The sequence below is a fragment of the Psychrobacter cryohalolentis K5 genome, from assembly GCF_000013905.1.
In the GTDB taxonomy this organism is placed as follows: Bacteria; Pseudomonadota; Gammaproteobacteria; order Pseudomonadales; family Moraxellaceae; genus Psychrobacter; species Psychrobacter cryohalolentis.
This window is the reverse complement of sequence record NC_007969.1, coordinates 948492-974167: the sequence shown is the minus strand read 5'-3', so window position 1 is coordinate 974167 and position 25676 is coordinate 948492. Positions and strand designations below refer to the sequence as shown.

The 25676-nt window shown below is 43.6% G+C and carries 19 protein-coding genes, 3 pseudogenes and 2 riboswitches; of the genes and pseudogenes, 12 read left to right on the top strand and 10 right to left on the bottom strand.

Translation table 11 applies throughout. The features are described 5' to 3' along the window. Nucleotides 1-163: 163 nt before the first annotated feature. The gene (locus PCRYO_RS04270; protein ID WP_226939334.1) at nt 164-541 is read right to left on the bottom strand and encodes a cupin domain-containing protein; all 378 of its coding nucleotides are present in this window, start codon (nt 539-541) and stop codon (nt 164-166) included. Nucleotides 542-555: 14 nt separating this feature from the next. Between PCRYO_RS04270 and aguA the strand changes: the two genes are divergently transcribed. Together aguA and PCRYO_RS04260 are read left to right on the top strand one after the other, a co-directional pair. Next, nucleotides 556-1683 carry an agmatine deiminase gene (gene aguA, locus PCRYO_RS04265; RefSeq protein WP_041753026.1) on the top strand — a complete coding sequence of 376 codons (1128 nt, stop codon included), beginning with the start codon at nt 556-558 and terminating at the stop codon, nt 1681-1683. 85 nt (nt 1684-1768) lie between these two features. Then, nucleotides 1769-3142: an NAD-dependent succinate-semialdehyde dehydrogenase gene (locus PCRYO_RS04260; protein ID WP_011513167.1), complete on the top strand. Its 1374-nt coding sequence runs from the start codon at nt 1769-1771 to the stop codon at nt 3140-3142. A 96-nt stretch (nt 3143-3238) separates the two neighbouring features. Here the strand turns inward: PCRYO_RS04260 and PCRYO_RS04255 are convergent, their stop codons facing one another. The 3 genes from PCRYO_RS04255 to PCRYO_RS04245 form a co-directional block, all read right to left on the bottom strand. Continuing rightward, on the bottom strand, nt 3239-4681 hold the full coding sequence (locus PCRYO_RS04255) for an APC family permease (RefSeq protein WP_011513166.1): 1443 nt from the start codon (nt 4679-4681) through the stop codon (nt 3239-3241). 284 nt (nt 4682-4965) lie between these two features. Beyond that, nucleotides 4966-6225 carry a 4-aminobutyrate--2-oxoglutarate transaminase gene (gene gabT / locus PCRYO_RS04250; protein ID WP_041753023.1) on the bottom strand — a complete coding sequence of 420 codons (1260 nt, stop codon included), beginning with the start codon at nt 6223-6225 and terminating at the stop codon, nt 4966-4968. A 155-nt stretch (nt 6226-6380) separates the two neighbouring features. Then, nucleotides 6381-7847 carry an NAD-dependent succinate-semialdehyde dehydrogenase gene (locus tag PCRYO_RS04245; protein ID WP_011513164.1) on the bottom strand — a complete coding sequence of 489 codons (1467 nt, stop codon included), beginning with the start codon at nt 7845-7847 and terminating at the stop codon, nt 6381-6383. Between the two features lie 278 nt (nt 7848-8125). On the opposite strand from PCRYO_RS04245, the gene PCRYO_RS04240 reads away from it, so the two are divergent. Continuing rightward, nucleotides 8126-8884 carry an IclR family transcriptional regulator gene (locus PCRYO_RS04240; protein ID WP_011513163.1) on the top strand — a complete coding sequence of 253 codons (759 nt, stop codon included), beginning with the start codon at nt 8126-8128 and terminating at the stop codon, nt 8882-8884. A gap of 184 nt (nt 8885-9068) precedes the next feature. Here PCRYO_RS04240 and PCRYO_RS04235 read toward each other — a convergent pair whose 3' ends face one another. Then, a complete protein-coding gene (locus PCRYO_RS04235) occupies nt 9069-10340 on the bottom strand; it encodes a CaiB/BaiF CoA transferase family protein (RefSeq protein ID WP_011513162.1) in 1272 nt (423 codons plus the stop codon). Nucleotides 10341-10563: 223 nt separating this feature from the next. Next, on the bottom strand, nt 10564-11748 hold the full coding sequence (locus PCRYO_RS04230; RefSeq protein WP_011513161.1) for an acyl-CoA dehydrogenase: 1185 nt from the start codon (nt 11746-11748) through the stop codon (nt 10564-10566). Between the two features lie 187 nt (nt 11749-11935). Between PCRYO_RS04230 and PCRYO_RS04225 the strand changes: the two genes are divergently transcribed. The 6 genes and pseudogenes from PCRYO_RS04225 to PCRYO_RS13290 all read left to right on the top strand — a co-directional run. After that, the gene (locus tag PCRYO_RS04225; protein ID WP_226939333.1) at nt 11936-12751 is read left to right on the top strand and encodes an IclR family transcriptional regulator; all 816 of its coding nucleotides are present in this window, start codon (nt 11936-11938) and stop codon (nt 12749-12751) included. A 174-nt stretch (nt 12752-12925) separates the two neighbouring features. After that, nucleotides 12926-13117 (top strand): annotated as a pseudogene (locus PCRYO_RS13295) (septicolysin); the annotation flags it as partial. A gap of 461 nt (nt 13118-13578) precedes the next feature. Then, nucleotides 13579-15381 carry an FMN-binding glutamate synthase family protein gene (locus PCRYO_RS04220; RefSeq protein ID WP_011513159.1) on the top strand — a complete coding sequence of 601 codons (1803 nt, stop codon included), beginning with the start codon at nt 13579-13581 and terminating at the stop codon, nt 15379-15381. A gap of 64 nt (nt 15382-15445) precedes the next feature. After that, nucleotides 15446-16276 (top strand): phosphodiester glycosidase family protein, encoded by an 831-nt coding sequence (locus tag PCRYO_RS04215; protein WP_011513158.1) that lies wholly within the window; start codon nt 15446-15448, stop codon nt 16274-16276. A 598-nt stretch (nt 16277-16874) separates the two neighbouring features. Continuing rightward, nucleotides 16875-17345, top strand: a pseudogene (locus PCRYO_RS13475) (hypothetical protein); the annotation flags it as partial. 90 nt (nt 17346-17435) lie between these two features. Then, nucleotides 17436-17615, top strand: a pseudogene (locus PCRYO_RS13290) (glycine zipper domain-containing protein); the annotation flags it as partial. Nucleotides 17616-18404: 789 nt separating this feature from the next. Here the strand turns inward: PCRYO_RS13290 and PCRYO_RS04205 are convergent. The 4 genes from PCRYO_RS04205 to PCRYO_RS04190 form a co-directional block, all read right to left on the bottom strand. Further along, complete coding sequence (locus PCRYO_RS04205; protein WP_011513156.1) at nt 18405-19628, bottom strand: vWA domain-containing protein; 1224 nt, start codon at nt 19626-19628, stop codon at nt 18405-18407. Nucleotides 19629-19760: 132 nt separating this feature from the next. Then, complete coding sequence (locus tag PCRYO_RS04200) at nt 19761-20615, bottom strand: AAA family ATPase (RefSeq protein WP_011513155.1); 855 nt, start codon at nt 20613-20615, stop codon at nt 19761-19763. Nucleotides 20616-20866: 251 nt separating this feature from the next. Then, nucleotides 20867-21454, bottom strand: coding sequence for a hypothetical protein (locus PCRYO_RS04195; RefSeq protein ID WP_011513154.1), 588 nt, complete (start codon nt 21452-21454; stop codon nt 20867-20869). Nucleotides 21455-21676: 222 nt separating this feature from the next. Beyond that, nucleotides 21677-22000: a YcgL domain-containing protein gene (locus tag PCRYO_RS04190; RefSeq protein ID WP_011513153.1), complete on the bottom strand. Its 324-nt coding sequence runs from the start codon at nt 21998-22000 to the stop codon at nt 21677-21679. Nucleotides 22001-22383: 383 nt separating this feature from the next. Further along, nucleotides 22384-22521, top strand: a riboswitch (glycine riboswitch). A gap of 56 nt (nt 22522-22577) precedes the next feature. Next, nucleotides 22578-22716: riboswitch (glycine riboswitch) on the top strand. Nucleotides 22717-22885: 169 nt separating this feature from the next. On the opposite strand from PCRYO_RS04190, the gene gcvT reads away from it, so the two are divergent. The 3 genes from gcvT to PCRYO_RS04175 all read left to right on the top strand — a co-directional run bounded on the left by gcvT (nt 22886) and on the right by PCRYO_RS04175 (nt 25613). After that, entirely contained in the window at nt 22886-24058 is a 1173-nt protein-coding gene (gcvT, locus tag PCRYO_RS04185) for a glycine cleavage system aminomethyltransferase GcvT (RefSeq protein WP_011513152.1), read from the top strand. A 66-nt stretch (nt 24059-24124) separates the two neighbouring features. Further along, nucleotides 24125-24505, top strand: coding sequence for a glycine cleavage system protein GcvH (gene gcvH / locus PCRYO_RS04180; RefSeq protein ID WP_011280078.1), 381 nt, complete (start codon nt 24125-24127; stop codon nt 24503-24505). A gap of 349 nt (nt 24506-24854) precedes the next feature. Further along, nucleotides 24855-25613, top strand: a complete 759-nt coding sequence (locus tag PCRYO_RS04175; RefSeq protein WP_226939332.1) for a nitroreductase family protein — start codon at nt 24855-24857, stop codon at nt 25611-25613. The last annotated feature ends 63 nt before the right edge of the window (nt 25614-25676 follow it).

Below are 25676 nucleotides of genomic sequence, written 5' to 3'. Positions count from 1 at the left end.
TTCCTCTTATCAGCTTGCTTCAAAGACACATACAAAAAACGCTACTTTTTAATAGAAAATAGCGTGAGTAAAAGGCAATCCTGTATGTTCAATAACCATACGCTTTTGAAAATACATTAATATATGAACCTATCACTGTATAAAAGCTTATGCTGATTTTTGTTCAGTAAGTCGTTGGCGTATGCGCACTAATGATACGAGTCACGCCGTCAGTAGGATTGATAAAAGTATGCGGCTTAATCGTATCGATCACATAACTGTCATCTTCATTTAATAAGTAGGTTGTCTCTTCAATACGAATCAACACTTTACCTTCGATGACGGTACCGATTTCTTCACCTTCATGAGCAATTTTTTCTTCCGTTGAGCTGTTGGGCTGATAAGTCTCGATCAAAAAACCCAGATTCTTGGTGGTGCTACAGTTATATACCTGCTTTAGAGACACTCTACTGCTCGGCTCACTCAGCTCTATCAAATCTTTTGGCGTAACCACTACTCGAGCTTTAGGCTCTTTCCACTCATCGCTAAAAAAAGTCGTCAAATAAAGTGCTCTATATGTCATTATTACCGAACCGATTAATCACTGGCTCAACACCACAACAAGACGGCTTTTACATGCCAGCAGAATTTGAGCCTATAGAAAAAATATGGATGGTATGGCCTTACCGTGCTGATAACTGGCGACAGCAAGCCATTCCTGCTCAGAAATCTTATGCTGATGTCGCATTGGCAATCAGTGGCTTTTGTGAGGTTGGCGTACTGGTCAATCCTGATGATTACCAATCATGCCGCGATAGTCTACCTGCTAATATCGACGTTATCGCCATGCCTAGCAATGATGCTTGGGCGCGTGATACTGTCCCGACATTTTTAATCAATGATAAAGGTGAGCTACGCGCTTGTGATTGGACATTCAACGCATGGGGCGGCGACTATGATGGACTATACTCGCCGTGGGATGACGATGATAAGCTGGCTGAACGCTTATGTGACCATCTAGATATCAAACGCTATCGAACGGATGACTTTGTGATGGAAGGCGGTGCATTTCATGTCGATGGTGAAGGCACCGTTCTGACTACGCGCATGTGTCTGCTAAGCCCAGGGCGTAACCCGCACCTAACCGAAGCTCAAATTGAAGACAAGCTAAAAGCTTATCTTAATGTACAAAAAGTGCTGTGGATTGATGACGGTATCGATCCTGACGAAACCACTGGTCATATTGATGATATCGCTTGCTTTGCGCGCCCTGGTGAAGTGGTTTGCTTGTTTACTGACGACCCTAAGCATCCGTTTTATGAACCAACACAAAAAGCCTATGAGCAGCTCTCAAATATGACCGATGCAAAAGGCAGACGTTTAAAAGTCCATAAGCTATGCTGTACCAAGAACTCTGTCACCTTGCCTGAACATTATGATATTGAACAATCTGATGATGCCAAAACACGCCTAACGGGTGATGTCTGTATTGCCTCATATGCCAACTTTTTGATTTGTAATGACGCTATCATCGTACCGCAATATGATGATATAAATGATGCACTCGCCATCGAGCAGCTTGAAAAAGCCTTTCCTCAGCATCAGGTAGTGGGAGTACAAACGAAAGAGATTGTGTTTGGTGGCGGCAATATTCATTGCATTACGCAGCAGCAACCAAAACCATTAATTAAAAGCAGCAACTGAAAGCATTAACTAAAAGCACCCGCATAAAAATATAGACCCAAATGGATTTTGAACCCAATAATATTTTACAATAAAGGACATAACTATGAGCGATTATCAAGTTAATAACCCAGCTACTGGTGAAGTAGAAGCCACTTACCCTACAGCAACTGAACAAGATATCCAAAGAGTGATTGAGCAAGCTGACACAGCCTATCAAGACTGGCGCACAGTATCGCTAAGTGAGCGTAGTAAGCTACTGCATAAAATTGCTGATCTCTATCTTGAGCGTAAAGAAGAGCTTGCACGTATCGTAGCAACAGAGATGGGTAAGCCTGTCGCGCAAGCAAAAGGCGAGATTGGATTGGTTGCTGATATCTTTCGTTACTATGCCGATAATGCAGAGCAGCTATTAGCGCCCAATAAAATTGATGTCGATACAGGGTCTGCCTCTGTAGAGAAGCTACCTGTTGGTGTCCTGTTGGGTATCATGCCATGGAACTATCCGCATTATCAGGTTGCACGTTTTGCCGCACCAAACTTTATGGCAGGCAATACCCTTATCTTAAAACACGCGCCGCAATGCCCTAAGACGGCAGAAGTTATCGTCGATATCTTTAAAGACGCAGGCTTGCCAGAGGGTGTCTATAACAATGTGTTTGCAACCAATGAACAAGCAGCGACTATTATTGAAGACAGCAGGGTACAAGGTATCTCCTTAACTGGCTCTGAACGAGCTGGACAAGCGGTTGCTAAAGTAGCAGGCGGCGCCCTCAAAAAAGTCGTGCTAGAGCTTGGCGGTTCAGATGCCTTCATCGTTGCAGCTGACGCTGATATCGGAAAAGCGGTACAAGGCGCTATCTCTGGTCGTTTTGGTAATACTGGCCAAGCCTGTAATGCCGCCAAACGCCTAATCGTCATTGAGTCAGTTTATGATGATTTCGTCAAAGGCTTTACTGATGCCGTACGTGATATGAGCTTGGCTGATCCACTTGATGATGGCACCTTTATCGGACCGATGTCCTCTAAAGCAGCAGCAACAAACTTACAAGAGCAGCTCGACAGCGCCATTCAAGCAGGGGCAACTGTATTGGTAGAAGGCGGTATGGTGAAAGACAAGCCGGGCGCTTGGTTTAAGCCTGCGGTACTGACAGACGTTGATGAATCCATGGACGTCTATCGTCAGGAGCTATTTGGTCCAGTTGCTGTCATTTATAAAGCGCGTGATGTCGATCATGCGATTCAAATTGCCAATGATGTACCATTTGGACTTGGCGCTTCTATTCAAACGCAAGATGCAGAGTTGGCGACTCAGATAGCTGATAAGCTTGAAGTCGGTATGGTAACGATCAACGCCCCGTCTGGTAGTGAAGCCAATACCCCATTTGGCGGTGTGAAGCGCTCAGGTTTTGGTCGAGAGCTTGGTACCCTTGGCATTACTGAATTTTTAAACTATAAGTTGATTCGCGATAAGTCGTAATCGACAGAGCGATTTTTAGAATAATAAAAAGCCTAACAGTCAATGTTAGGCTTTTTTTATAGGACAATTTTATTAAAAAATAACCCATCGAAAAAACTATTGCTTAGGTGGATTATCTTTTAACCATAATTGATTGACGATTTTTAATTCACGTAGCTCTTCTGCCATAATCGATTCACTAATACCTGGATATTTAATCCTTGCATAGCTATATAACACAATACCTAAGACGGTCCAGCCAAAGAAAATCCACCACTCAACAGCAGTCAGTGCTGATGGCATACCTGGCATATATAGCATCAATAAACCAAAGCTAAGCGCAATCGTTATCATACCGACAAGCTTACCTGCTGGTATCTTAAAGGGACGTACCATATCAGGCTCGCGGTAGCGTAGTACCAAGAATGAAATAGCAACACAGGTATAGGCAATGACGATACCAAAACCACCAGCATCAACGATCCAAACCAACATCTTGCGACCAAATAAAGGTGCTAGCGTTGCTAAACCACCAATGAGGAGAATCGCATTCGAAGGTGTATTGTATTTTGGATGTAACTTACCTAAAAAAGCTGGCAACATGCGCGCTTTTGACATCGCATAAAGTAGACGACTACCACCAATTAAGAACGCATTCCAGCTTGATAAAATACCCAGTACACCGCCGATAACCAGTAAAATACCTGCCCATTTGCCTTGCCAAGCATTGGTCATGGCATCAGCTGTGGCTAAGGTTGAGCTTTCTGCTTGTACAAGCGGCAACGTCGTGCCCACGCTCCAAGCGATACCCACATACCACATCACCGCAACGACGATAGAGATAATCAAAAACTTACCGATATTAGGACGAGTTAAATCAATCTCTTCTGCCGCTTGTGGAATAACGTCAAAACCCACGAACATAAAGGGCACCATGACAATGACGGCCATCATGCCACCGACACCACCAATGAAGGCTGGCGATTGTATTGCTGTAGAGGTTTCAGGGTTATAAAGCACTGCACCAATAAATAGCAAGGTTCCGACGAATAAAATACCTAGTACTGCAGTTTTTTGGAACCATGCACTGACTTCCATACCGCGTATATTTAGCCACGTTACAATGACGGAGCCTAGCATCCCAACCCCTACCCATGTGGCATAAACATCCCATCCAGCAATGGTCCAGAGATAACCTTGATTATAATTAGGAATAAAATATTCTACAACTGTAGGCAAAGCGACCGCCTCAAACGCGACCACAGAGAAGTAACCAAATAGGATACTCCATGAACAGATAAAGGAGACATTTACTCCCAGCGCTCGATGCGTATAAGTATGCTCACCACCAGTGATGGGCATCGATGCCGCAAGCTCAGCATAAGTCACACCAATCAGTATCACTGCCAGCCCACCTATAAAGAATGCCAACATCGCACCCCAAGTACCAGCAGATAAAATCCAACCGCCCGCCAAGACGACCCAACCCCAACCGACCATTGCACCAAATGCTAAGGCGATAACATCTAGCGTCCCTAACGATTTTTTTAATTCAGACATAACTTGCTCCTTGTCCGTGCTTCATCCGTGTGAATCTTTTTTCATTACACTTAGAGTGACACTGTATTTTATATAACAGGGTTTTATTTAACAGGGCATTGCCCCTCATGTTTATCTTTCCATACTTCTCAGCCGAGAAGCTCGATAGTATTTTTAATATCTCGATAGCGGAGACAACAACGGCGTCTTGACTTGCAAGGCGCCGTTGTACCAACACTGCTTAGGATTTGACTATAAACACAGCCTAACCTTTAGCACTTGTTATCCTTTAAGCTATCAAATACTTAGGCAGTCAAAATACCTTTGATGATATCAAGACCTTCTTGTAGCACTTCATCTTCAACCGTCAATGGCACCATCACACGAATGGCATTGCCATGCATACCGCAAGATGCTAGTAACAAACCTTGCTCAAATGATTTCGCTTTTAGGTTAGTCGTCGCTTCAACGTCAGGCTTACCATCACTATCGATTAATTCAAACGCGAGCATGGCGCCTTTATGGCGAATATGTCCGATACTACTTAAGTTTAAGCCCTTTAAAAATGACTCAATTTTGTCGCCAATTTCAATACTACGCTCAAGTAGGTTTTCCTCTTCGATGACTTCGATGACTGCTAAAGCGGCTACACAAGCAAGTGGGTTGCCAGCATAAGTACCACCCAAGCCACCTACTTGCGGGGCATCCATAATATCGGCACGACCAATAACGGCAGAAATAGGATAACCACCTGCCAAGCTCTTAGCACTGGTCATAAGATCTGGCTCAACGCCCAATTGTTCACAGGCAAACAACGTACCCGTACGCGCAAAACCACACTGTACTTCATCAAAGATTAGGACAATGCCGTGCTCATCACAGATATCGCGTAAAGACTTAGCAAATGATGGCGTGACTTGATGGAAGCCACCCTCACCTTGTACTGGCTCGATAATCATCGCCGCCACTTCACTAGGATCGATATCCGCTTGGAAAATCATCTCAAGGCTATGCAATGCTTGTTCTTCAGTAACATTCAGCTCATCGCATGGGAATAGTGCATGGAATACAGGCCCTGGCATCGGACCAAAGTTCTTTTTGTATGGCAATACTTTACCAGTCAAGCTCATGCACATAAGCGTGCGGCCATGCCAACCGCCAACGAAAGAAATCACGCCTGGACGACGGGTTTTTGCACGAGCAATTTTGATACAGTTTTCAACCGCTTCTGCACCAGTGGTCAAGAAGAATGCCTTTGTGTCGCCACTGATAGGCGCTTTTTCACACAGTTTTTCGGCAAGATCGACATAGCATTCATAGTTAATCATTTGCGCAGCAGTATGGGTGAATTTGTCTAGCTGCTCATGCACACGCTGCGTGATTTTTGGATGACTGTGACCGGTATTTAGTACTGAGATGCCGCCAACGAAATCGATATAACGATTGCCTTCAATATCCCAAACTTCTGAGTTTTTTGCTTTTTCGGCAAAGATAGGAAAAGCCACACCCAGTCCGGTTGGTAATACCGCTTTACGGCGTGCAAGTAATGATTGATTGGTAGTCATAAGAATGTCCTTTTCTTTCTTTTTACGTAGATGCCAGTGAAGTGATGGCGGTTTATAGAGTGAATTACAGTTGGGATTCATAGTACTGAATCCCGTTTCGTGCTATGTGACAATTGAATGTGTGACCATTAAAATAGAAAATAAAACTTAAAAGCTTAGCTGACGTCAGAACACCAGTATTTGGTCACAACATATTCTTCGATGCCGTATTTTGAACCTTCACGACCAAAACCAGATTGTTTGACACCGCCAAATGGTGCTACTTCTGTTGAGAGCATGCCCGTATTATGTCCAACCATGCCATATTCAAGACCTTCGGTCACACGCCAAGCACGCGCATAATCGCTACTATAAAAATAAGCTGCTAGACCGTAGATAGTGTCGTTGGCTGCGCGAATAACTTCTTCTTCAGATGAGAAAGTAAAGACTGGCGCGATAGGACCAAATATCTCTTCGCTGGCAATATCCATATCAGCGCTGATATCGGTGATGACAGTTGGGTTGTAAGCAAGGGCTGACGCATTATTCGTACTGCCACCAGCAATCAGGGTTGCGCCTTTGTCTAGCGCATCTTTTAGTAGCGCTTGTACTTTTTGTAAGGCTTTTTCATTAATCAAAGGACCAACGTTGACCCCTTCTTCCATGCCATTACCGACTTTTAGCTCAGCGACTTTTTTGATAAAGATATCTAAGAATTCATCTTTAATGCTGTCTTGAACATAAACGCGGTTGGCACAGACACAGGTTTGACCGGCGTTACGGTATTTAGAGGCGATTAGACCTTCAGCAGCTTTTTCAAGATCGGCATCATCAAAAACGATAAACGGTGCATTGCCGCCAAGCTCTAATGACAGCTTTTTAATCGTTGGAGCACACTGCGCCATTAAGGTGCGACCGACTTCGGTAGAACCCGTGAATGATAGTTTGTGAATGCGAGCATCGCCGGTAAGAATATCGCCGATAACAGATGATTTACCGGTCACAACTTGGATAACGCCGGCAGGAATACCTGCTTGCTCAGCCAATGCACCGAGTGCTAAGGCAGAAAATGGCGTTTCAGTCGCAGGTTTGATAATGATAGTACAGCCTGCTGCTAGTGCAGGAGCTGCTTTACGCGTGATCATCGCCGCTGGAAAGTTCCAAGGCGTGATGGCAGCACAAACGCCAACCGGCTGTTTTAATACCACATAGCGTAATTGCGAGTTGGTTGCAGGAATGACATCACCATAAACACGCTTGCCTTCTTCTGCAAACCAGCGGATAAAGCTATTGGCATAACCAATCTCGCCGCGTGATTCAGCCAAAGGCTTGCCCTGCTCGGCGGTCATGATAATGGCCAAATCTTCTTTGTTGGCATCGATAAGATCTGCCCATTTTTGCAGCAGCTGCGCGCGTTCTTGTGGGGTTTTGGCGGCCCAAGTGATTTGAGCTTCGTGAGAGTAAGTAACAGCATCATTGACATCAGCGGTCGTCAAGCTTGGCACCGTACCGATAACATCGCCGTTGAATGGATTGCTCACTTCAATAGTGGCATCATCATTGGCAGCGTGCCATCCGTCTTTGATAAGACACTGCTGTTTAATCAAATCTGGGTTTGAGAGATTTAGGGTCGTCTTTAGCATCGTAACACTCCATGTTTGTCGCTATTACTTATTTATAAAGCTATCTAACGTTGGCATAAGCTTGTCTTTTTAAACAGCTATTGAACCAATGAAAAATTGGCATGAGCAGTCAGTAATAATGATTGATAATATATGTAGTGTTCAATATACTGAACAACTATTCCATATATGAGACATCATTATAAGAACGATGCGATAGTCTTTGCAACCGTTATTTTGATAGTTCTCGAACATATTTTTTATTTTTATTGTTTAACTGACATTTTAATAGGCAACTTATGAGTACCAGCGCCGTTCCTGCTCTAGACAAAACGTTTCAAATTCTGGATTTAATCACGGCAAGCCAGCAGCCCTTAACGGCAGCTTATATTGCAAAAGAGTTAAAGCTACCACGTAGCTCAACGCATAATATTTTGCAAAGCTTACTTACCAAGCATGTCATCTATAAGGATAGCGAAGGACGCTTTCACTTAGGTTCTTACTTGCTATATTGGGCGGGTAAATACGAGCAACAGCAAGGGGTGGTGCAGTTATTTAAAGACCTTATCATGCAATATCCTATCCTGTTACAGCATACCGTCACCTTGTCCAAAATGGATTTGGGCGAAGTGGTTTTTTTAGCATGTCATGAAGCACCAGCTCCGCTTGGTTTTACTTTCCGTGCTGGTGTGCGCGTACCAGCAGTATTTTCTGCTACGGGCAAAGCTATGCTTTCAACCTTGCCCATGCATAATATCAAATCACTTTATGAAGGTATCTTTCCAGAGCCAATGACACCTAACGGAGTTAGCAACTTCGAAACTTTAGCGGATGAAATTGCTGCCATACAGCAGAGCCGTATTTCACTGGATGATGGGCAATTGCGTGATGGTATGTATTGCTTAGGGACTTACATACGCAATGCGTCGGGCAATGCGGTTGCGGGTATGGCAGTCAGCTTTTTACAAGCAGAATATGAGTCCAAGCGTGCTGAGGTCAGTGCTGTACTGATTGAATTGGCGAAGCAAATTGAACAGCGTTTAGGTTTCATTGACTAGCAATAAAACCTAAACGCTACTATTTCCTTGTTTAAAGAAAGAAAAATTTATACCAGTAGCACTTTATGATATTTGTACTTATTTTATTTAGGACTGACTATAAGCCCTGATGAAAATGCCTGCAAATTGTCATTGAGCTTTTGCAGGTAATAACCGACTTCGACCAAGACAATCAGGGGTTTAATCAAACAATCCCATCAGCTTTCAATTTGGCGATCATATCGCTGTCATAGCCCAAATTACTAAGCGTGCTGTCAGTATGTTCACTGAGTCGCGGTGGTGGTGTACGATAGGTGACAGGCGAGCCTGAGAGTTTAATGGGGCTACCAAGCGCTCTTACCGGACTGCCTTGCGCGGCAAAACTAACAATCATCCCTCGTGCCAGCGCTTGCGGCATAGCCAAAGCTTCTGCAACATTATGAATAGGACCGCAAGGAATACCCGCCTCATGCAAGCGCGTAAGCCAATATGCACGTGGATGCTCGGCAAATGCGTTTATAAGCCACTCACAAATCAGCTCACGATGGGTAACGCGTTGGGGGTTGGTCGCAAAACGACTGTCAGTATGCCACTCTACGGATAGCATCTGGCATAGTCTGGCAAATTGACTGTCATTACCGCAGGCTAAAATGAAATGCTCCTCCCCTGCACCGGCAAACACTTGATAAGGAACGATGTTAGGGTGACCATTGCCCAATCTTGGCGGTACCTCACCAGATGCCAAATGATTCATACCAACATTGGCGAGCATTGCCAACGCACTGTCTAGTAACGCGACATCGACATGTTGACCTATTCCAGTATGCTGGCGCGCTATTAACGCCGCTTGAATACCAATCGTCAGCTGCAAGCCTGCAAATAAATCTACCACTGCCACGCCAACTTTATGTGGTTCGCCATCAGTAGGTCCAGTGATGCTCATTAGCCCTGACAAACCTTGAATAATATAGTCATAGCCCGGAAGCTCAGCATCGGGACCTGTTTGCCCAAAGCCCGTTAATGAGGCATAAATCAGACGTGGATTGCTTTGCTTTAGACTCTCATAGTCCAAACCGTATTTTTTCAGACCGCCAACTTTAAAGTTTTCTACCACGATATCGCTTGTTTCAGCGAGCTGCTTAATGATGGTTTGTCCAGCAGACGTCGTAATATCTACCGTGAGGGATTTTTTATTGCGATTAATGGTAGCGTAATAAGCGGATGTATCATCGCTGAATTTTGGCGGCGCCCAATGACGGGTTTCATCACCAATATGTGGACGCTCAACCTTGATCACATCGGCACCAAGGTCGGCGAGCACTTGGGTGCAAGAAGGACCTGCCAATACCCGCGACAAATCAAGCACTTTGATTCCATGCAATGCGCCTTTTGATACAGCATCAGTCGCAATATCAGCGGTAGCATTATTAGTAAAGTTGGCTTGTTCAGGCTGTTGTGTGGTTGTAGTGACAGTCATAATAATCCCTTATTGATAACGTATTTTTTATAATGATAAAAATGATAAGACAGTGCCTAGTCCTCATTTATCTAATTCTTTAGAACTACTGCTAAACCAGATATAAATGAGGACTAATAACTAAAAAACGCACGCTACTGCTTATCAGGTGCTTCGTAAGAAGCACAACAGTAACGTACGTTAATGGTCGGGAAATTAGCTAATACTTATTAGCTAATAACGCTTAATAAAATGCCTGAATCCCAGTCTGCGCGCGACCTAAGATGAGCGCATGAATATCATGGGTACCTTCATAAGTATTGACCGCTTCTAAATTCATCACATGACGAATAATATGAAACTCATCAGAGATACCATTGCCGCCATGCATATCACGGGCAATACGGGCAATCTCTAGCGCTTTGCCGCAGTTATTACGCTTAATCAGTGAAATCATTTCAGGCGCCGCATTGTCCTCATCCATCAAACGGCCAACACGCAATGCTGCTTGTAGACCTAGTGTGATTTCCGTTTGCATATTGGCAAGTTTTAGCTGTACCAACTGTGTCGCGGCTAGCGGACGACCAAACTGCTTACGGTCAAGGGTGTACTGACGAGCCGCTTTCCAGCAGAATTCAGCCGCACCCATTGAACCCCAAGCGATACCATAACGGGCTTTATTTAGGCAACCAAACGGACCTTTTAGACCACGAATATCTGGGAAAGCATTGGCTTCAGGGACAAACACTTTGTCCATGACAATCTCACCCGTGACAGACGCACGCAATGAGAACTTGCCTTCGATTTTCGGTGCGGACAGCCCTTTCATACCTTTATCTAAGATAAAACCACAAATGTCACCGGCATCATCTTTTGCCCAAACGACAAATACATCAGAAATCGGGCTATTGGTAATCCACATTTTATTACCAGTCAGCTCATAACCGCCTGCCACTGCGCGCGCGCGCGTTGACATTGATGAAGGATCTGAACCCGAATCCGGCTCTGTAAGACCAAAGCAGCCGACATATTCCCCAGTTGCCAGTTTTGGCAGATATTTTTCTTTCTGCTCTTCTGTACCATAGGCATGTATCGGATGCATGACCAAGCTTGACTGCACGCTCATCGCTGAACGATAGCCCGAATCCACCGCTTCCACTTCTTTCGCAATCAAACCATAAGCCACGCTTGACATGCCAGCACAACCATAACCGTCGATCGTCACACCAAGAAGACCCATCTCGCCCATCTGACGCATGATATCGCGGTCAAAATGTTCATTACGATTGGCCTGAATGATACCCGGCATCAGCTCTTTTTGAAAAAACTGACGCGCACTGTCCGTTACCATGCGCTCTTCATCTGTAAGCTGGTCACGTAATAAAAATGGATCTTCCCAATCAAAACGTGGGCTGCTAGAAGTTGCCATGTGGTGCTCCTTGTTGTCAGTCATCCTGACCGACGATTAATGGTGAATATGATGCTTTGGCTAAATTTACTATTGACTTCAAAATTCCGCTATGCGAAACTTAGTTTCATAATATAAACTATTTAAGCAAAATTTTAGCGTCCTGTAAACCCTTATTCATTCAGATGGTTATAAAATGAGAAAAAATATGCTGGTATCTGCACCATTATTGGATCGATTAAATAGCTCCCTTACCCAAGGTAAAGAAGACAACGATAGGCAATTTGTCACTGCCCTTGGACGTGGCTTAATGATATTGGCAGCTTTTGAGCATGAAGAGGCGCTTAGCCATCAGCAATTATGCCAGATGACAAAATTGCCAAAAGCGACGATTACTCGTCTGATTCATACCTTGATGACGCTTGGATTTTTGCGCGTGACGCTACATGGACAGTATCAATTGGGTAGTAGTGCGGTGCGATTAAGTGCAACAGCGTGGAGTCGTCATGATTTAGTGGCAGCAGCTGAACCGTTATTGCGGCAGTTTGCCAGTCAAAACGAGGTGTCGGTGAATTTAGCAACCGAAGTCGAAGGGGAGATGCGCTATCACGCTTGTTGTCGTAGCCCTGCCCGCCTATCGGTCAATTTGCAAGTTGGCTCAGCCGTTCCCGTCGCCCGAACCGCTATTGGACGTGCTTTTTATGCGGCTAGTTCGCAAATACGACAGGCTGTTATTCGTAGTAATTTACAAGAGCAGCTATCAGCAGAAGATTATAACCATGCGCAGGCTGCTTTATCTGACGCCGCAGAACATTATAGAATGCATGGTTATACCGTATCGGATGGTGAGTTCTCTACGGACATATTAGCAGTGGCCGTTGGTGTCTTTGATGTTGCGACTGGGCAATATGCGTATTCACTCAATGCCAGTGTCCCAAGTGCCAATTGGGAAAGCGAAGACTATGCGGCGATGATAGTACCTAAGTTGCAAGCGTTGGCTGAAAGGATTGGCAGCGGGGTTTAAACTAATTGAGTTGCTAGGTAAGTTTTAACTTAGTTTACCAATGATACTAAAGCCTTTCGATGCAATCACAAAGTGATTTGGTCTAAGTGCTATACACTTTTTAGCACTTAGTTTGTGCTAAAGCGTAAGAGACGTTAAAATTTTATTTAAATACCAATAATAAAAGTAATGTGCCATAAGCTATTGATTGAGGCGATTGAAGCAACTGATACGGAGGCGGATCGCTATAGCCACCGTGAGATTAAATGGAATCTCATGGTCTCGGTCGCAAGCTTATAAAAACAAGCGAATGACATCGCTATGAAACTGCGCAAAATCAATATTGTCATTCAAACCAATAACTGGCAAATTGCCCTTGTTGAATAATTGTTTTTTTACCCTTCATGCCGCGTCCTCGTCACACCTTACAAGGTACTTTTCATACCTTGCTACAAGATACTGACAGTCGGTTTCAATTTTATTTTTAATATTTTCTGCCATTGATTATAGGTAACTTACTCGTAGCTACGCGACAAACAGTCATTAAAACATAAGCTTAGGGTTTTTTTTGGAATTATTAAAGCCTGAGAGTAGCAATTGCAAGGTCTTTATCGGTCTGCCGTTACTTAATTGATATGGAGCCGTGATATTATAGGCGTATGATACACACCACAAATTTGAGCCCCTAAGGGCGTTTGGCCTGCTTTTAACATGTTGGCTTTTAGCGCTTTCGCTCATTTTAAACCTCTTATTTAATCTTTCTATATTGAATCATGAATAGCGGCAAAGTTACCAAATAACTTACTGCCGCATTTTTTAATTCCTATTTTTTATAGTTGAGCCTTGTTATGCCCGATTCCAGAACCAATTTGAACCCTGAGCCTGAACACAACTCCCCTTACCTAACCGGTGTTTTGCTACGCTACAGCACCTTTGGCGCCGCAATCTTGCTGTTTTTAGCAGGATTACTCCTCGTCAACTGGGTACTCATTATCATCGGTGGTCTCGCCGTTGGGCTAGGTATTTATGACTTATTGCAATCTAAGCACTCTATCCTAAGCAACTATCCTATCGCCGGTCACATCCGCTATGTGTTAGAGGATTTCCGTCCTGAGATTCGCCAGTATTTGCTCGAAGACGATAAAGAGCAAGTGCCGTTCTCACGTCAGCAGCGGGCCTTGGTCTATCAGCGCGCCAAAAACGTCAGCGATACCAATGCTTTTGGCACTTTGGACAATTTATATGCTCATGGTAAAGAATGGTTTTTGCAATCTGCTGTCAGTGAGCCTATTAAGAATAAAGACTTCCGCATCATTGTGGGCGGTGAGCGGTGTAAGCAGCCGCATGATATGTCAGTGTTTAATATCTCAGCGATGAGCTTTGGCAGCTTATCCGCTAATGCCATTATGGCGCTCAATCAAGGCGCAAAAATGGGCGGCTTCACTCATGATAGTGGTGAAGGTGCTATCAGTCCTTATCATCGTAAATTCGGCGGTGATTTGATTTGGGAGCTGGGTACAGGTTACTTCGGTTGCCGCGATGACAATGGCAACTTTGACCCACTGTCATTTGCCGAAAAAGCTGTTGACCCGCAAGTCAAAATGATTGAAATCAAACTGTCACAAGGTGCTAAGCCCGGTCAGGGTGGCGTGTTGCCAGCAGAAAAAATCACCCCAGAAATCGCTGAAACCCGTCAAGTGCCAATGGGTCAAGACTGCGTATCACCTGCGTCGCACTCTGCTTTTAGTACGCCTCGCGAATTGGTTGTGTTTTTACAGCAGCTACGGGATTTATCAGGAGGCAAGCCAGTTGGCTTTAAGCTTTGTATTGGTCAACCTTGGCAGTTTATGGCGATTGTCAAAGCCATGATAGAAGCCGATAACTATCCTGATTTTATCGTCATTGATGGTGCTGAAGGCGGCACGGGTGCTGCACCTGTTGAGTTTATGGATAGCGTCGGCATGCCATTGATCGATGGTTTTTTATTCGTTCACAACACCTTGGTTGGGGCAGGTATCCGCAACCAAATCAAACTTGGCGTGAGTGGCAAAATCGTCTCAGGTTTTGATATCGCCCGCCTATTGGCATTGGGCGCTGATTGGTGTAACTCTGCACGTGGCTTTATGTTTGCTGTCGGCTGTATCCAATCACGCTCTTGCCATACCAATACCTGCCCGACAGGTGTGGCAACCCAAGACCCTTATCGTCAAAAAGCACTTGATGTACCAAGTAAGGCTGAACGCGTTGCCAGTTATCATAAAAATACCCTAAAATCGCTTGCCAGCATCGTTGGCGCAGTCGGCTTACAGCACCCAAGTCAATTGCAGCCTTATCACATTGCACGCCGTTTGGATGATGGACAAATTAAGCTATTGTCGAAGTTCTTTTATTTCACCGATAAAGGTGCCTTACTTGATCATAATGCGCGGTCAGAGGTCTTTAATCAGATGTGGGTAATGGCAGATTCGTCGAGCTTTTTAGCCAATAATGATGCGCTGATTGCTTATAATAAAGACTCGCGCGATATCGGTAAAGAAACCGGTGCACCAACAGAAAAAACGGTTGGAGAGGTAGACGTCAATATTGATGGTGGTAAAATGATTGGCAATGTCAATAATACCGTCCGCGATTTTATACCGCCAACTGTTTAACCATTTAACAGTGTTTGGCTGTGACAATCACGCAATTTATTTCCTTATAAAAGATAGATGATTGATGCCAAACACTGTTTTCAAAAAACTTCTTCATGTACTGCCAATGATGCTTATGGCGCTTATGACTGTTAGTATAAGTGCTTGCCAACCAACTGATAGCAATCAGACGGACACTGCTTCTACTGATTGGTCATGTCAATCACACAACACACCGTTTGCTTATAGTACTTGTCATATTCAGTCTGATTTGTTGACAAATAAGCGCTATTCATTAGCATTATTTTGGCAACAATCTGACAGTCGACAACCGCTACTGACTTTCGATAACCTCTTGAGCACATTGCCCCCATCGCAATCTTTGAAGTTTGCCATGAATGCGGGCATGTACAATGAAAATTACGCACCCATTGGCTATACTGTCATCAAATCTGAAGAGATACGTGCATTAAACCTGAAAGAAGGCGGCGGCAATTTTCACCTCTTACCCAATGGCGTACTGTGGTGGGATAAGTCTGGCAAGGTACAAATTACTGAAAGTAATGCCTTAGCTGAGCAACTAAAAAACGGCATTGCACAGCCATTGTATGCTACCCAATCTGGTCCTATGCTGGTCATTAATGATGCTATCCATCCGCAGTTTGACCCTGATGGCACCTCAGCTAAAATTCGCAACGGTATAGGCGTGTGTAGCGATGGCAGTCTACAATTTGTCAATAGCGAAGCACCCGTGGCCTTTTATCAGTTTGCCTCACTATTTAAAAACGAATTGAAGTGTCCAAATGCTTTATTTTTAGATGGCGGTATTGCATCCGCTTTATACGCACCCACGATAGATAAGCATGACAAAAAAGAGATGGGCGTGATGATTGGACTGGTTGAGTCAGCACAATAGACCCTAGTATGGTTATTTACACTCCACCAATTCATCATCAGTAATACCATATCTACTAAAACTGCATCTTTTTAGACTCACTGAGCCACATTAAGTATTTATTAATAAAAATGAAGGCACTATTATTCTTAATAATAGTGCCTTTTTTGTGCTTACTTAAACCTTATCATAATATCAGTAATTGGGAAATAACGATTCTAATAAGCTCGACTTACATCCTATTTACTTTTGTGCGCTTTGATAATCATTGGTTAACAATAATGCTCAGTATAGAAGTATCGTTTACATAGATGCTATACAGGTAGCAGCTATGTGCTACAGACTAGCCCAGCACCCTTAGGCTATATTACTTAGCAAGCAAAGCTTACTAGATTTCTTAAGGGTAATGCCAATGCGAAGGATTAAAATAAGTATTAGAAATTTGAACAGCTACACAGTGATTGCTAGCAAGCTTCAATAGCTAGCTAACAATCACTGATTTAGAGGACAAGCTAAGATTGGATGTCAAAAATGACCTTTATTTTAATGTCATTTAGATTGCAGGCTACTTATATCATTCTTCATAACTTAACAATAATAGTAAAAAGGATAATAGCTCATGGATAATATCAATCGTACAGTAGTAGTCAATGACAACGCTGACCCCATTACAGGTGAGCCAGGCTCACATCCAATAGGTACAGCTCTTGGTGGTACAGGCGGTGCAGCAGCAGGCGCAGCTATTGGTGCTATTGGTGGTCCATTAGGCATGCTGATTGGTGGTGCTATTGGTGCTATCGTTGGTGGTGTCGCAGGTAGTTCAGTCGGTGAAATGCTAGACCCAACAGTAGAATATGAATACTGGCAAGAAACTCATACCACGCGCCCTTATTATCATGAAGATTATGATTATGATACCGATTATCATCCAGCCTATGCAGTAGGTTATGCCACCCGTGCGCATTATCCAAATACTACACGCTTTGAAGAAGTTGAAGCTGAGCTTGAACAGCGCTGGTATGAGGTAAAAGGCGACTCACGCATGACCTGGCTACAAGCAAAAGACATGGTACGTGATGGTTGGGATAAGACCCATGCCCGTATGAATGGTGAAAACTATGAGCCAAAAGAGTACGTCCATTATGCAGGTCATAGAGAGCCTATTGAGCCGATCCATCATGGTGAAGATAAGCCGCACCCAGTAGCGACTGGTACTGGCGCGCTTAGTGGCGCAGCAGCAGGTGCAGCCGTAGGCACAGCAGTCGGAGGTCCAGTTGGCACCTTAGTAGGTGGCGCTGTTGGAGCAATCGCAGGTAGCAAAGTTGGACATGAAGCAGGCGAGATGGTCAATCCTACCGATAGCTTAGAAGCTCATGAGAAGCCACATCCTATTGCTAGTGGTACTGGTGCACTGGGCGGTGCAGCAGCAGGCGCTGCTGTAGGTACGGCAGTTGGTGGTCCAGTCGGTACAGTAATCGGCGGCTTAGCAGGCGCAGTTGCTGGTGGTGCTGGTGGCCAAGAAGTTGGTGAAGCCGTTAATCCTACTGATCAAAATGAAGTACAACGAGAAGCAAATCCTGTTAGTAGTGGTACAGGTATGGTCGGCGGTGCAGCAGCAGGCGCAGCTATCGGTGCAGTAGGTGGTCCAGTAGGTTCAGTCGTAGGCGGTGCCGTTGGTGCAGTCGTCGGTGCAACAGCTGGTAACGCCGTTGCCAATGCGTTTGAAGGCAATATGGAAGAAGACACTTACTGGCGTACTCAGCATGCGACGACTGACTACTATAATCCGCAATATGATTACGATACCGACTATCGTAATGCCTATGGTTATGGTTATGCGCAGCGCAAGCAGTATGGTAACGACCAAACGTTTGAGCTGGTAGAGCAAGACTTGCAGAGAGATTGGTTAAATTCACGTGGCAACTCACGCTTAGAATGGTCAGATGCTAGATTTGCCGTACGTGATGCGTGGAATCGTCCTATTATTTAATTATTAATGATGAGGCAATGATTGCTTATCGTAGACAATTAAAATGTTATGAAAAAACAGCTTCTATTAAATAATAGAAGCTGTTTTTTTAGTCTGATTTATGTCATATAAAAACTGACTGCAAAGCTAACATTCAATTACTCTAAAGCTAATATAATATTAGCGCGCCATATAATTGGTCATATCTTCCACGCCATGTAACGTCATTGGATACATCTTATTATCAAACAGTTTTTTAATCTCAACGATAGTTTGGGTATATTGCCAATAGGTTGGATTCTCAGGATTGAGCCAAGCGACTTTATCAAAGTGCGCGAGCACCCTCTTTAACCAGACAATGCCTGCTTCATTATTCATATATTCAACGCTACCGCCTACCGTCATCAGCTCATACGGTGACATCGACGCATCACCCACGAAGATAACACGATACTCTCGGCCATACTTATTAAGCAATTCAAAGGTTGGCATAGGCGCGCTATGGCGACGGTTATTATCCTTCCAGACATAATCATATAGACAGTTATGAAAGTAAAAAAACTCTAAGGTTTTAAATTCATTTTTCGCCGCAGAAAACAGTTTTTCAAGCGCTTCGACATGAACATCCATACTGCCGCCCACATCAAATAACATCAGTACTTTGACACGGTTACGGCGCTCTGCTTGCATATGTATATCGAGCACACCCTTTTTTGCCGTGCGCTTAATTGTCTCATGAATATCGAGCTCATCAGCACTACCGGTCCGTGCAAACTGGCGCAGATTGCGTAGCGCCATTTGAATTTGACGAGTACCGAGCTGATTATCGTCATCGAGATTACGATATTTACGCTGCTCCCAGACTTTGGCAGCGCTACGTTTGCGTGACTCACCGCCGACACGCACGCCCTCAGGATGGTCACCATAAGCACCAAATGGCGAAGTGCCGCCCGTCCCTACCCATTTACTACCACCTTCATGACGCTCTTTTTGCTCTTTTAACCGCTCTTCCAACGCCTTCATCAACTCCTCAAGCGAGCCGTACTTTTCTAGCAGACGTCTCTGCTCATCGGTCAGGTTCTTTGGATCGAGCTTTAAATCGAGCCATTCTTTGGGCACATCTGTTAGCTTGGCCAACAGCTCATCCATGTCTAGACTATCGACGCCTTCGAAATAATCCGCCATGGCACGATCAAACTTATCAAAATGGCGCTCGTCTTTGACCATGCACAATCGAATCAGACGATACATATCTTCACGACTGGCAAAAGTAGTCAATGCTGGATCTTCAGGATGCGGCTGCATCATCAGCCCTTGCTCTAACGCAGCATTTAAATCGAGCAGCTCGCGCGTACTGACTGGCACGCCATAAGTACGCAAGGTGTAAAATAGTTTGATAAACATAAGAGTCGTATCACTTATTGGCTGACATTATTATCTGGTGATATTGCTGATATCATTAATTGATACAGTCATAGGCTAAGCGCTTGCATTGACTTTGATATCTGATGTTAAAATCAATGTAAGCTACAAATATTAACGACGCATCATATTAGCAAAACGCTGCAACAAACTCACATCGGCTTCGTTTTTCAGTAATGCACCATATAATGGCGGAATAGACTTTTCACCACGCAAGTTTTCTTCTAGCTCAGCTTGAGCCATATCATCCGCCAATAATAGCGTCAACCAATCAACCAACTCAGAAGTTGATGGTGGCTTTTTAAGCCCCTGAACGTTACGCAATTTATAAAAAATATCCAGCGCGTCATTGACCAGCTTTTCTTGAATATTGGGAAAATGCACCTCAACAATTTGGCGCATGGTTTCCTCTTCAGGGAAATCAATATAGTGGAAGAAGCAACGACGCAAAAACGCATCCGGTAGCTCTTTTTCATTGTTTGAGGTGATAATAACCACGGGACGCTGCGCCGCTGTGATGGTTTCGCCCGTCTCATAAACATAAAAAGACATCTTATCAAGCTCGTGCAACAAGTCATTTGGGAACTCAATATCTGCTTTATCAATTTCATCAATCAATAATACACTACGCTCTTTGCTGGTAAAGGCATCCCACAATTTACCCGGCTTGATATAATTGCCAATCTCATAGACTTTATCGTCACCCATTTGCGAATCACGCAGACGCGATACCGCATCATACTCGTACAAACCCTGCTCTGCCTTAGTCGTCGACTTGATATGCCATGTAATCAGTGGCATACCTAAACTTTCAGCAACCTCTTCTGCTAGTAAAGTCTTGCCTGTACCCGGCTCACCTTTGATAAGTAGCGGTTTTTGTAGCGTCATTGCCGCATTGACTGCCAATTGCAAATCATCAGTAGCGATATAGCTTTTCGTACCCGTAAATTTGGTTTTTTTATCGGTCATAATCCAATCTCATTTATTGTTATCGTTAAAAGGTTTTAAGAGCGTTAATAAATTGTCATTTAGATTAGCACAGCCTTATTGATTGCCAAAATACTCATGCGTTCGCAGATATTTATCATATAAAAAAAGACACGCATGGTGTCTTTTATAATCATTAGAAAAAATGCATGAATCAGGAATCAGGAATCAACACTGTCAACTAGAAAGGAAATACTTTAAAAGGTTATAGCGTTAAAGCAATCGCATTCAGACTAATCATTATTTTTAGATACAGGCGTATCCTTTTTTAGATTAATTGCTGGATCAATATCTTTAACTGCCCCTACTTCATCAGATTCTGTCGCCAAATAGTTGCCAGAAGCTAGCTGCATATTTGCTTGCGTGTCCTGTGCGGTACGACTGCGAGCTTTATCTAAGCTTGATTCAAAGGCGCCGCGAATCAGCTGCCAAACAAAACCAACAAATAAACCAACAAATAATACCACCATGATAGGCAGCATATTGGCAATCGCCCCAGTCGTGTCCTTCATCATAATCGCATAGACCACACTGATGCTGGCAGGTGCAATCACACTTGGGTCACCCAGTGCTGTACCTGGTGCTAATAATACAGCAAACAGTATCATCCAACTCATGCCGCCTAATGGACGTGGTAATATACGCGCGACCAGTAGCCAAAGTACTAACACGATAATGACACCACCAAGATAAGCATACATTGGTAAATCTGCTACCGGTACGTCTTTTACCAGCTGCCCCCACCAAATAGCAATCTCACCGAGAATATCGCTGATCGCTTCTAGTGGTAAGCTGTGTAAGATATTTTTTAACCAGTCCATGCGTGTTTTATTACCTGCGTTCGTAAATAGTGCGGGATAGTGATTATATTAATAAACTGCTAGTTTATCATGACTATTCACCAAAATGCATGACACTATAGATTTTGATATTTCATCTGTATCTATACACTCTGTTCAAAAAAGCCAGCTAAGAAATTAGACTTGATAAAAGGAGCTGCAAAATATCGACGTAAACCTTGTTAAAATATAATTTTATAACTATTACGTATTATAAATACTGTCTTGAGATTCACGGGCACGCAATTCTGCTTGGCGGCGCATGACATCTTGCGGTGGTAATTGTACAAAATACCCTTGCGACGCTAGCTTTGCTAGCACCTCTTCTTTGTCCACTCTAGCAAGTGTAGGCGTTGTAGCCAAATCCAGATGCATGACAAACTTGCTACGACCTAAGCCTGCACGAAAGTCTTTGGGTAACACACCCAGCCAATCTTTGATTTCATCCGTATCATTCGGATAATCAGGACGGGCAATATAGATATACATATCATCATGTTTAAGGAATTTATAAATATCGCAATGCATAAAAACAACCTATCAGAAACTATCGTCATAGATTAGCATATTTCAGGCCATTATCAGTAGTGACTTTACGTTCAGATAAGGTAAAGCATCCCAAATACTATCGCAACTTAGCTTAAGAGAAAGTAAGGAGCATCTTCATATGAGCACTCTGTATCCCTTGTACTGTAATGCATGATGCTCATAGATAAATTATATACTTTTAAATTCTTATAACAAATGCTTCAGCTTTATTTTTTATTGACGCTATGTAATTTTACAGAAACACATCTACTCTATTTTGCTGTCGTTCGGTGTATTGTCCGTATAAAAAAGCATGTTTGCTAAAATTATTCACTATAATTTATATGATGGGTTGTAAAAAAGCTGTGAACCTTTCATAATAAAAGCGTTTTTCAGGAGAGAGTCTTTAGCCTAATGTTAGTAATGCTCATATTAACGAGTTTGTACTGACAGCCGCTACATGACCACCGAAGGCGCATCCACCCTGCTAATCGCTCAGGTAAAAGGACTGAAAAACACATGTCATAACGGTTTATTTGCATCACGCTGATTGGCGTATTATTCTTCAAACCTTAGGCATAACAAATCTGGAGAGCGGTAAGGACGGACGACGTCTTACCCACCGAAGGGGAGAAAACGCGACATCATTGCTCTGTTGAAGAATTACGATGATGGATCGTGTTGAAAATCTCAGGTCACAGGACAGATAGGGCTTCCCTCTAAACTGACGTTAAGCGTTTGTTTGGCGGATAGTTTTATCTTATTTCTGTACTACCCTTGGTTGCAATGCTTGTACCCTGCAATATTGCTTCTCGCTACTATGATCATGTACATCAGCCCTAATACTTTTACTAAGTATAGCTAATGTCCACATAAGGATTTGTTATGACCGATACTCAAAATACTAACAGCCAAGCTCCTCAACGCACACCCCTTTATCAGTCTCATGTCGAGAGTGATGGCAAACTGGTGGATTTTTCTGGTTGGGAATTGCCAATCCATTATGGCTCACAAATCGAAGAGCACGAAGCGGTGCGTACTGATGCCGGTATGTTTGACGTCTCTCATATGGTTATTGTCGATATCAAAGGCACGGATGCCAAAGCATGGCTACAGAAGCTATTAGCTAACGATGTCGATAAACTAAAAACAGCTGGTAAAGCCCTTTATTCTCCTATGCTAAATGAAGAAGGCGGCATCATCGATGATTTAATCGTTTATCTATCAAATTCTGATGAAACTGAATACCGTATCGTCTCAAACGCTGCTACTCGCGATAAAGACATGGCGCAATTTGACAAAGTCGCTGAAGGTTTTGACATCAGCATCACTGAGCGGCCAGAGCTTGCCATGATTGCCGTGCAAGGACCAAACGCCGTTGAAAAACTGGCGCACACCAAACCTAGCTGGGCAGATACCTTAGCTGGTCTTAAGCCTTTCGTTGGTGCTGATTTAACAGACATCGAAGGTACAGATTGGTTCGTCGCTCGTACGGGCTACACCGGTGAAGATGGCGTCGAAGTCATTATGCATGGCGATGATGCGCCGGCGTTCTTTGAGCAATTAAAAGCCAATGGTATAAAGCCTGCCGGTCTTGGCGCTCGTGATACTTTGCGTATGGAAGCTGGCATGAACCTCTATGGTCATGATATGAATGAAGATGTTAGCCCTTATGAGTGCAACATGGGCTGGACACTGGCGCTAAAAGACGATCGTGACTTTATTGGTCGCGATGCTATGGTCAGCAAACGCAAACAGTCAAAAGATGACAATACTGCTATGAAGCAAGTGGGCTTATTAATGACTAGCCGTGGCGTATTACGTGAAGGTATGGAAGTGACCATTAATCAAGGCACTGATAAAGAGCAAAAAGGTATCATTACTAGTGGTACTTTCTCTCCTAGCCTCAAAAATTCTATCGCTATCGCCCGTGTTCCTGCTACCCTAGCAGAAGATGACAATGTGCAAATTGATCTGCGCGGTAAAGGTAAGTTCGTCGATGTACGCGTGCTTAAACTACCGTTTGTCCGTAATGGCAAGCAGCAGTTTGACTCGTAGGCAACAGAAAATTTATTATTAGCTTTCTTTTTCATTAATTAACCTCTATCACCTAGGAGAGAAACCATGAGTAATATCCCAGCAGAACTAAAATACATCGCCAGCCACGAGTGGTTACGCTTAGAAGACGACGGTACTATCACGGTTGGTATCACTGATCATGCTCAAGACCTATTGGGTGACGTAGTATTTGTTGAATTGCCAGATGTTGGTGACATCATCGCTGTTGATGACGAAATCTCTGTTGTTGAATCAGTAAAAGCAGCTTCTGACGTTTACGCGCCTATTTCAGGTGAAGTGGTTGCTATCAATGAAGCCTTAGAAGATGATCCAGAAATCATCAACTCTGATCCATATGGTGAAGGTTGGTTCTTCAGAATGAAGCCTGACAATATCGCTGACTATGAAGCACTGCTAACCGCTGATGAGTACGAAAACGAGCTGTAATATCAGTCTTACGCTCTCTTAAAGGCAGCATTTAACTTTAGTATTGCTGCTTTTAATATTTTTATTGATAAGACAGTCTTTGATAAGATTGTCATTTATAAAATGTTTACTGATTAAAAGAAGCAACTCGACAGATACTGGCAAGCGCTGGTATCTGTGCGCTTTATTTTTAAGACAATAATGGCAAGACCGTGTTTTCAATGCAGTATTTTCAAGACACTCAGCACTCAATTTATGACGCCCAACTGCTATCTGATTTATTCATATTAATCACTCGTCAGACATTATTGAAGATATGCAATCGATAATGCCTGAAGCTGATTACTCATTCCTCAGCATGGATCCTACTATGAATTCTAATACTGGCAATAAAGACATTCTTGCGACGCCTAGTCACACCCCGCAGCTGCAAGCATTTTGTGAGGTGGTAGAGTCGCGCCGTTCGGTACGCCGATTTACAGATGCGCCGATACCTGACGATGTATTAGCAGACTGCCTGCGTTTGGCGATGCTTGCCCCAAACTCAAGCAATCTTCAGCCATGGGAATTTTATGTTATTGATGATGCTGGTAAGCGTAAGCGCGCGGTCAAAAACTGTATGAATCAAAACGCAGCAAAAACCTCAGCACGTTTAATCGCTGTCGTTGCTCGTACTGACGTTTGGCATGACCATGCAAAGCAAATATTGCGTGAATACCCTGATATGCCGGTGCCAAAAAAAGTCAAAGACTACTACAACAAAGTCGTTGCGTTAGATTTTTTGCGTGGACCTGCTAACGTGGTATCAGTAGCCAAATGGAGCGCCATTCAAGTAGTCAGACGTATAAAGGGTCCTATAAAATCGCCTTATTATACCTTTGAAGATACCAAAAATTGGGCAACCAATAACACCGCATTAGCGGCTGGAAACCTGATGCTTGCCTTACGCGCGCATGGATTTGATAGCTGCCCGATGGGCGGTTTCGATGAGCCTGCTATGAAGCGCTTATTAAAACTGAGTGATAATCACCATATTGTTATGATGATTGGTGCTGGGGAGCGTGCTGATAATGGCGTTTACAATACCCAGTTCCGCTTTGAGCAAGATCAATTTGTACATTACGTATAACCTGCTACCACCCTATTTTTATTATAGCCATCTCCTTTATTCCTATATTTACCAAGGATCACC

Coding starts and splice junctions, on each gene's coding strand:
- PCRYO_RS04220 (WP_011513159.1), top strand. CDS start 13,579: ATGCCCGATTCCAGAACCAATTTGAACCCTGAGCCTGAACACAACTCC.
- PCRYO_RS04240 (WP_011513163.1), top strand. CDS start 8,126: ATGAGTACCAGCGCCGTTCCTGCTCTAGACAAAACGTTTCAAATTCTG.
- gabT (WP_041753023.1), bottom strand. CDS start 6,225: ATGACTACCAATCAATCATTACTTGCACGCCGTAAAGCGGTATTACCA.
- PCRYO_RS04225 (WP_226939333.1), top strand. CDS start 11,936: ATGCTGGTATCTGCACCATTATTGGATCGATTAAATAGCTCCCTTACC.
- PCRYO_RS04175 (WP_226939332.1), top strand. CDS start 24,855: ATGAATTCTAATACTGGCAATAAAGACATTCTTGCGACGCCTAGTCAC.
- PCRYO_RS04255 (WP_011513166.1), bottom strand. CDS start 4,681: ATGTCTGAATTAAAAAAATCGTTAGGGACGCTAGATGTTATCGCCTTA.
- PCRYO_RS04245 (WP_011513164.1), bottom strand. CDS start 7,847: ATGCTAAAGACGACCCTAAATCTCTCAAACCCAGATTTGATTAAACAG.
- PCRYO_RS04195 (WP_011513154.1), bottom strand. CDS start 21,454: ATGGACTGGTTAAAAAATATCTTACACAGCTTACCACTAGAAGCGATC.
- gcvT (WP_011513152.1), top strand. CDS start 22,886: ATGACCGATACTCAAAATACTAACAGCCAAGCTCCTCAACGCACACCC.
- PCRYO_RS04230 (WP_011513161.1), bottom strand. CDS start 11,748: ATGGCAACTTCTAGCAGCCCACGTTTTGATTGGGAAGATCCATTTTTA.
- PCRYO_RS04235 (WP_011513162.1), bottom strand. CDS start 10,340: ATGACTGTCACTACAACCACACAACAGCCTGAACAAGCCAACTTTACT.
- PCRYO_RS04215 (WP_011513158.1), top strand. CDS start 15,446: ATGCCAAACACTGTTTTCAAAAAACTTCTTCATGTACTGCCAATGATG.
- PCRYO_RS04260 (WP_011513167.1), top strand. CDS start 1,769: ATGAGCGATTATCAAGTTAATAACCCAGCTACTGGTGAAGTAGAAGCC.
- PCRYO_RS04190 (WP_011513153.1), bottom strand. CDS start 22,000: ATGCATTGCGATATTTATAAATTCCTTAAACATGATGATATGTATATC.
- gcvH (WP_011280078.1), top strand. CDS start 24,125: ATGAGTAATATCCCAGCAGAACTAAAATACATCGCCAGCCACGAGTGG.
- aguA (WP_041753026.1), top strand. CDS start 556: ATGTCATTATTACCGAACCGATTAATCACTGGCTCAACACCACAACAA.
- PCRYO_RS04200 (WP_011513155.1), bottom strand. CDS start 20,615: ATGACCGATAAAAAAACCAAATTTACGGGTACGAAAAGCTATATCGCT.
- PCRYO_RS04205 (WP_011513156.1), bottom strand. CDS start 19,628: ATGTTTATCAAACTATTTTACACCTTGCGTACTTATGGCGTGCCAGTC.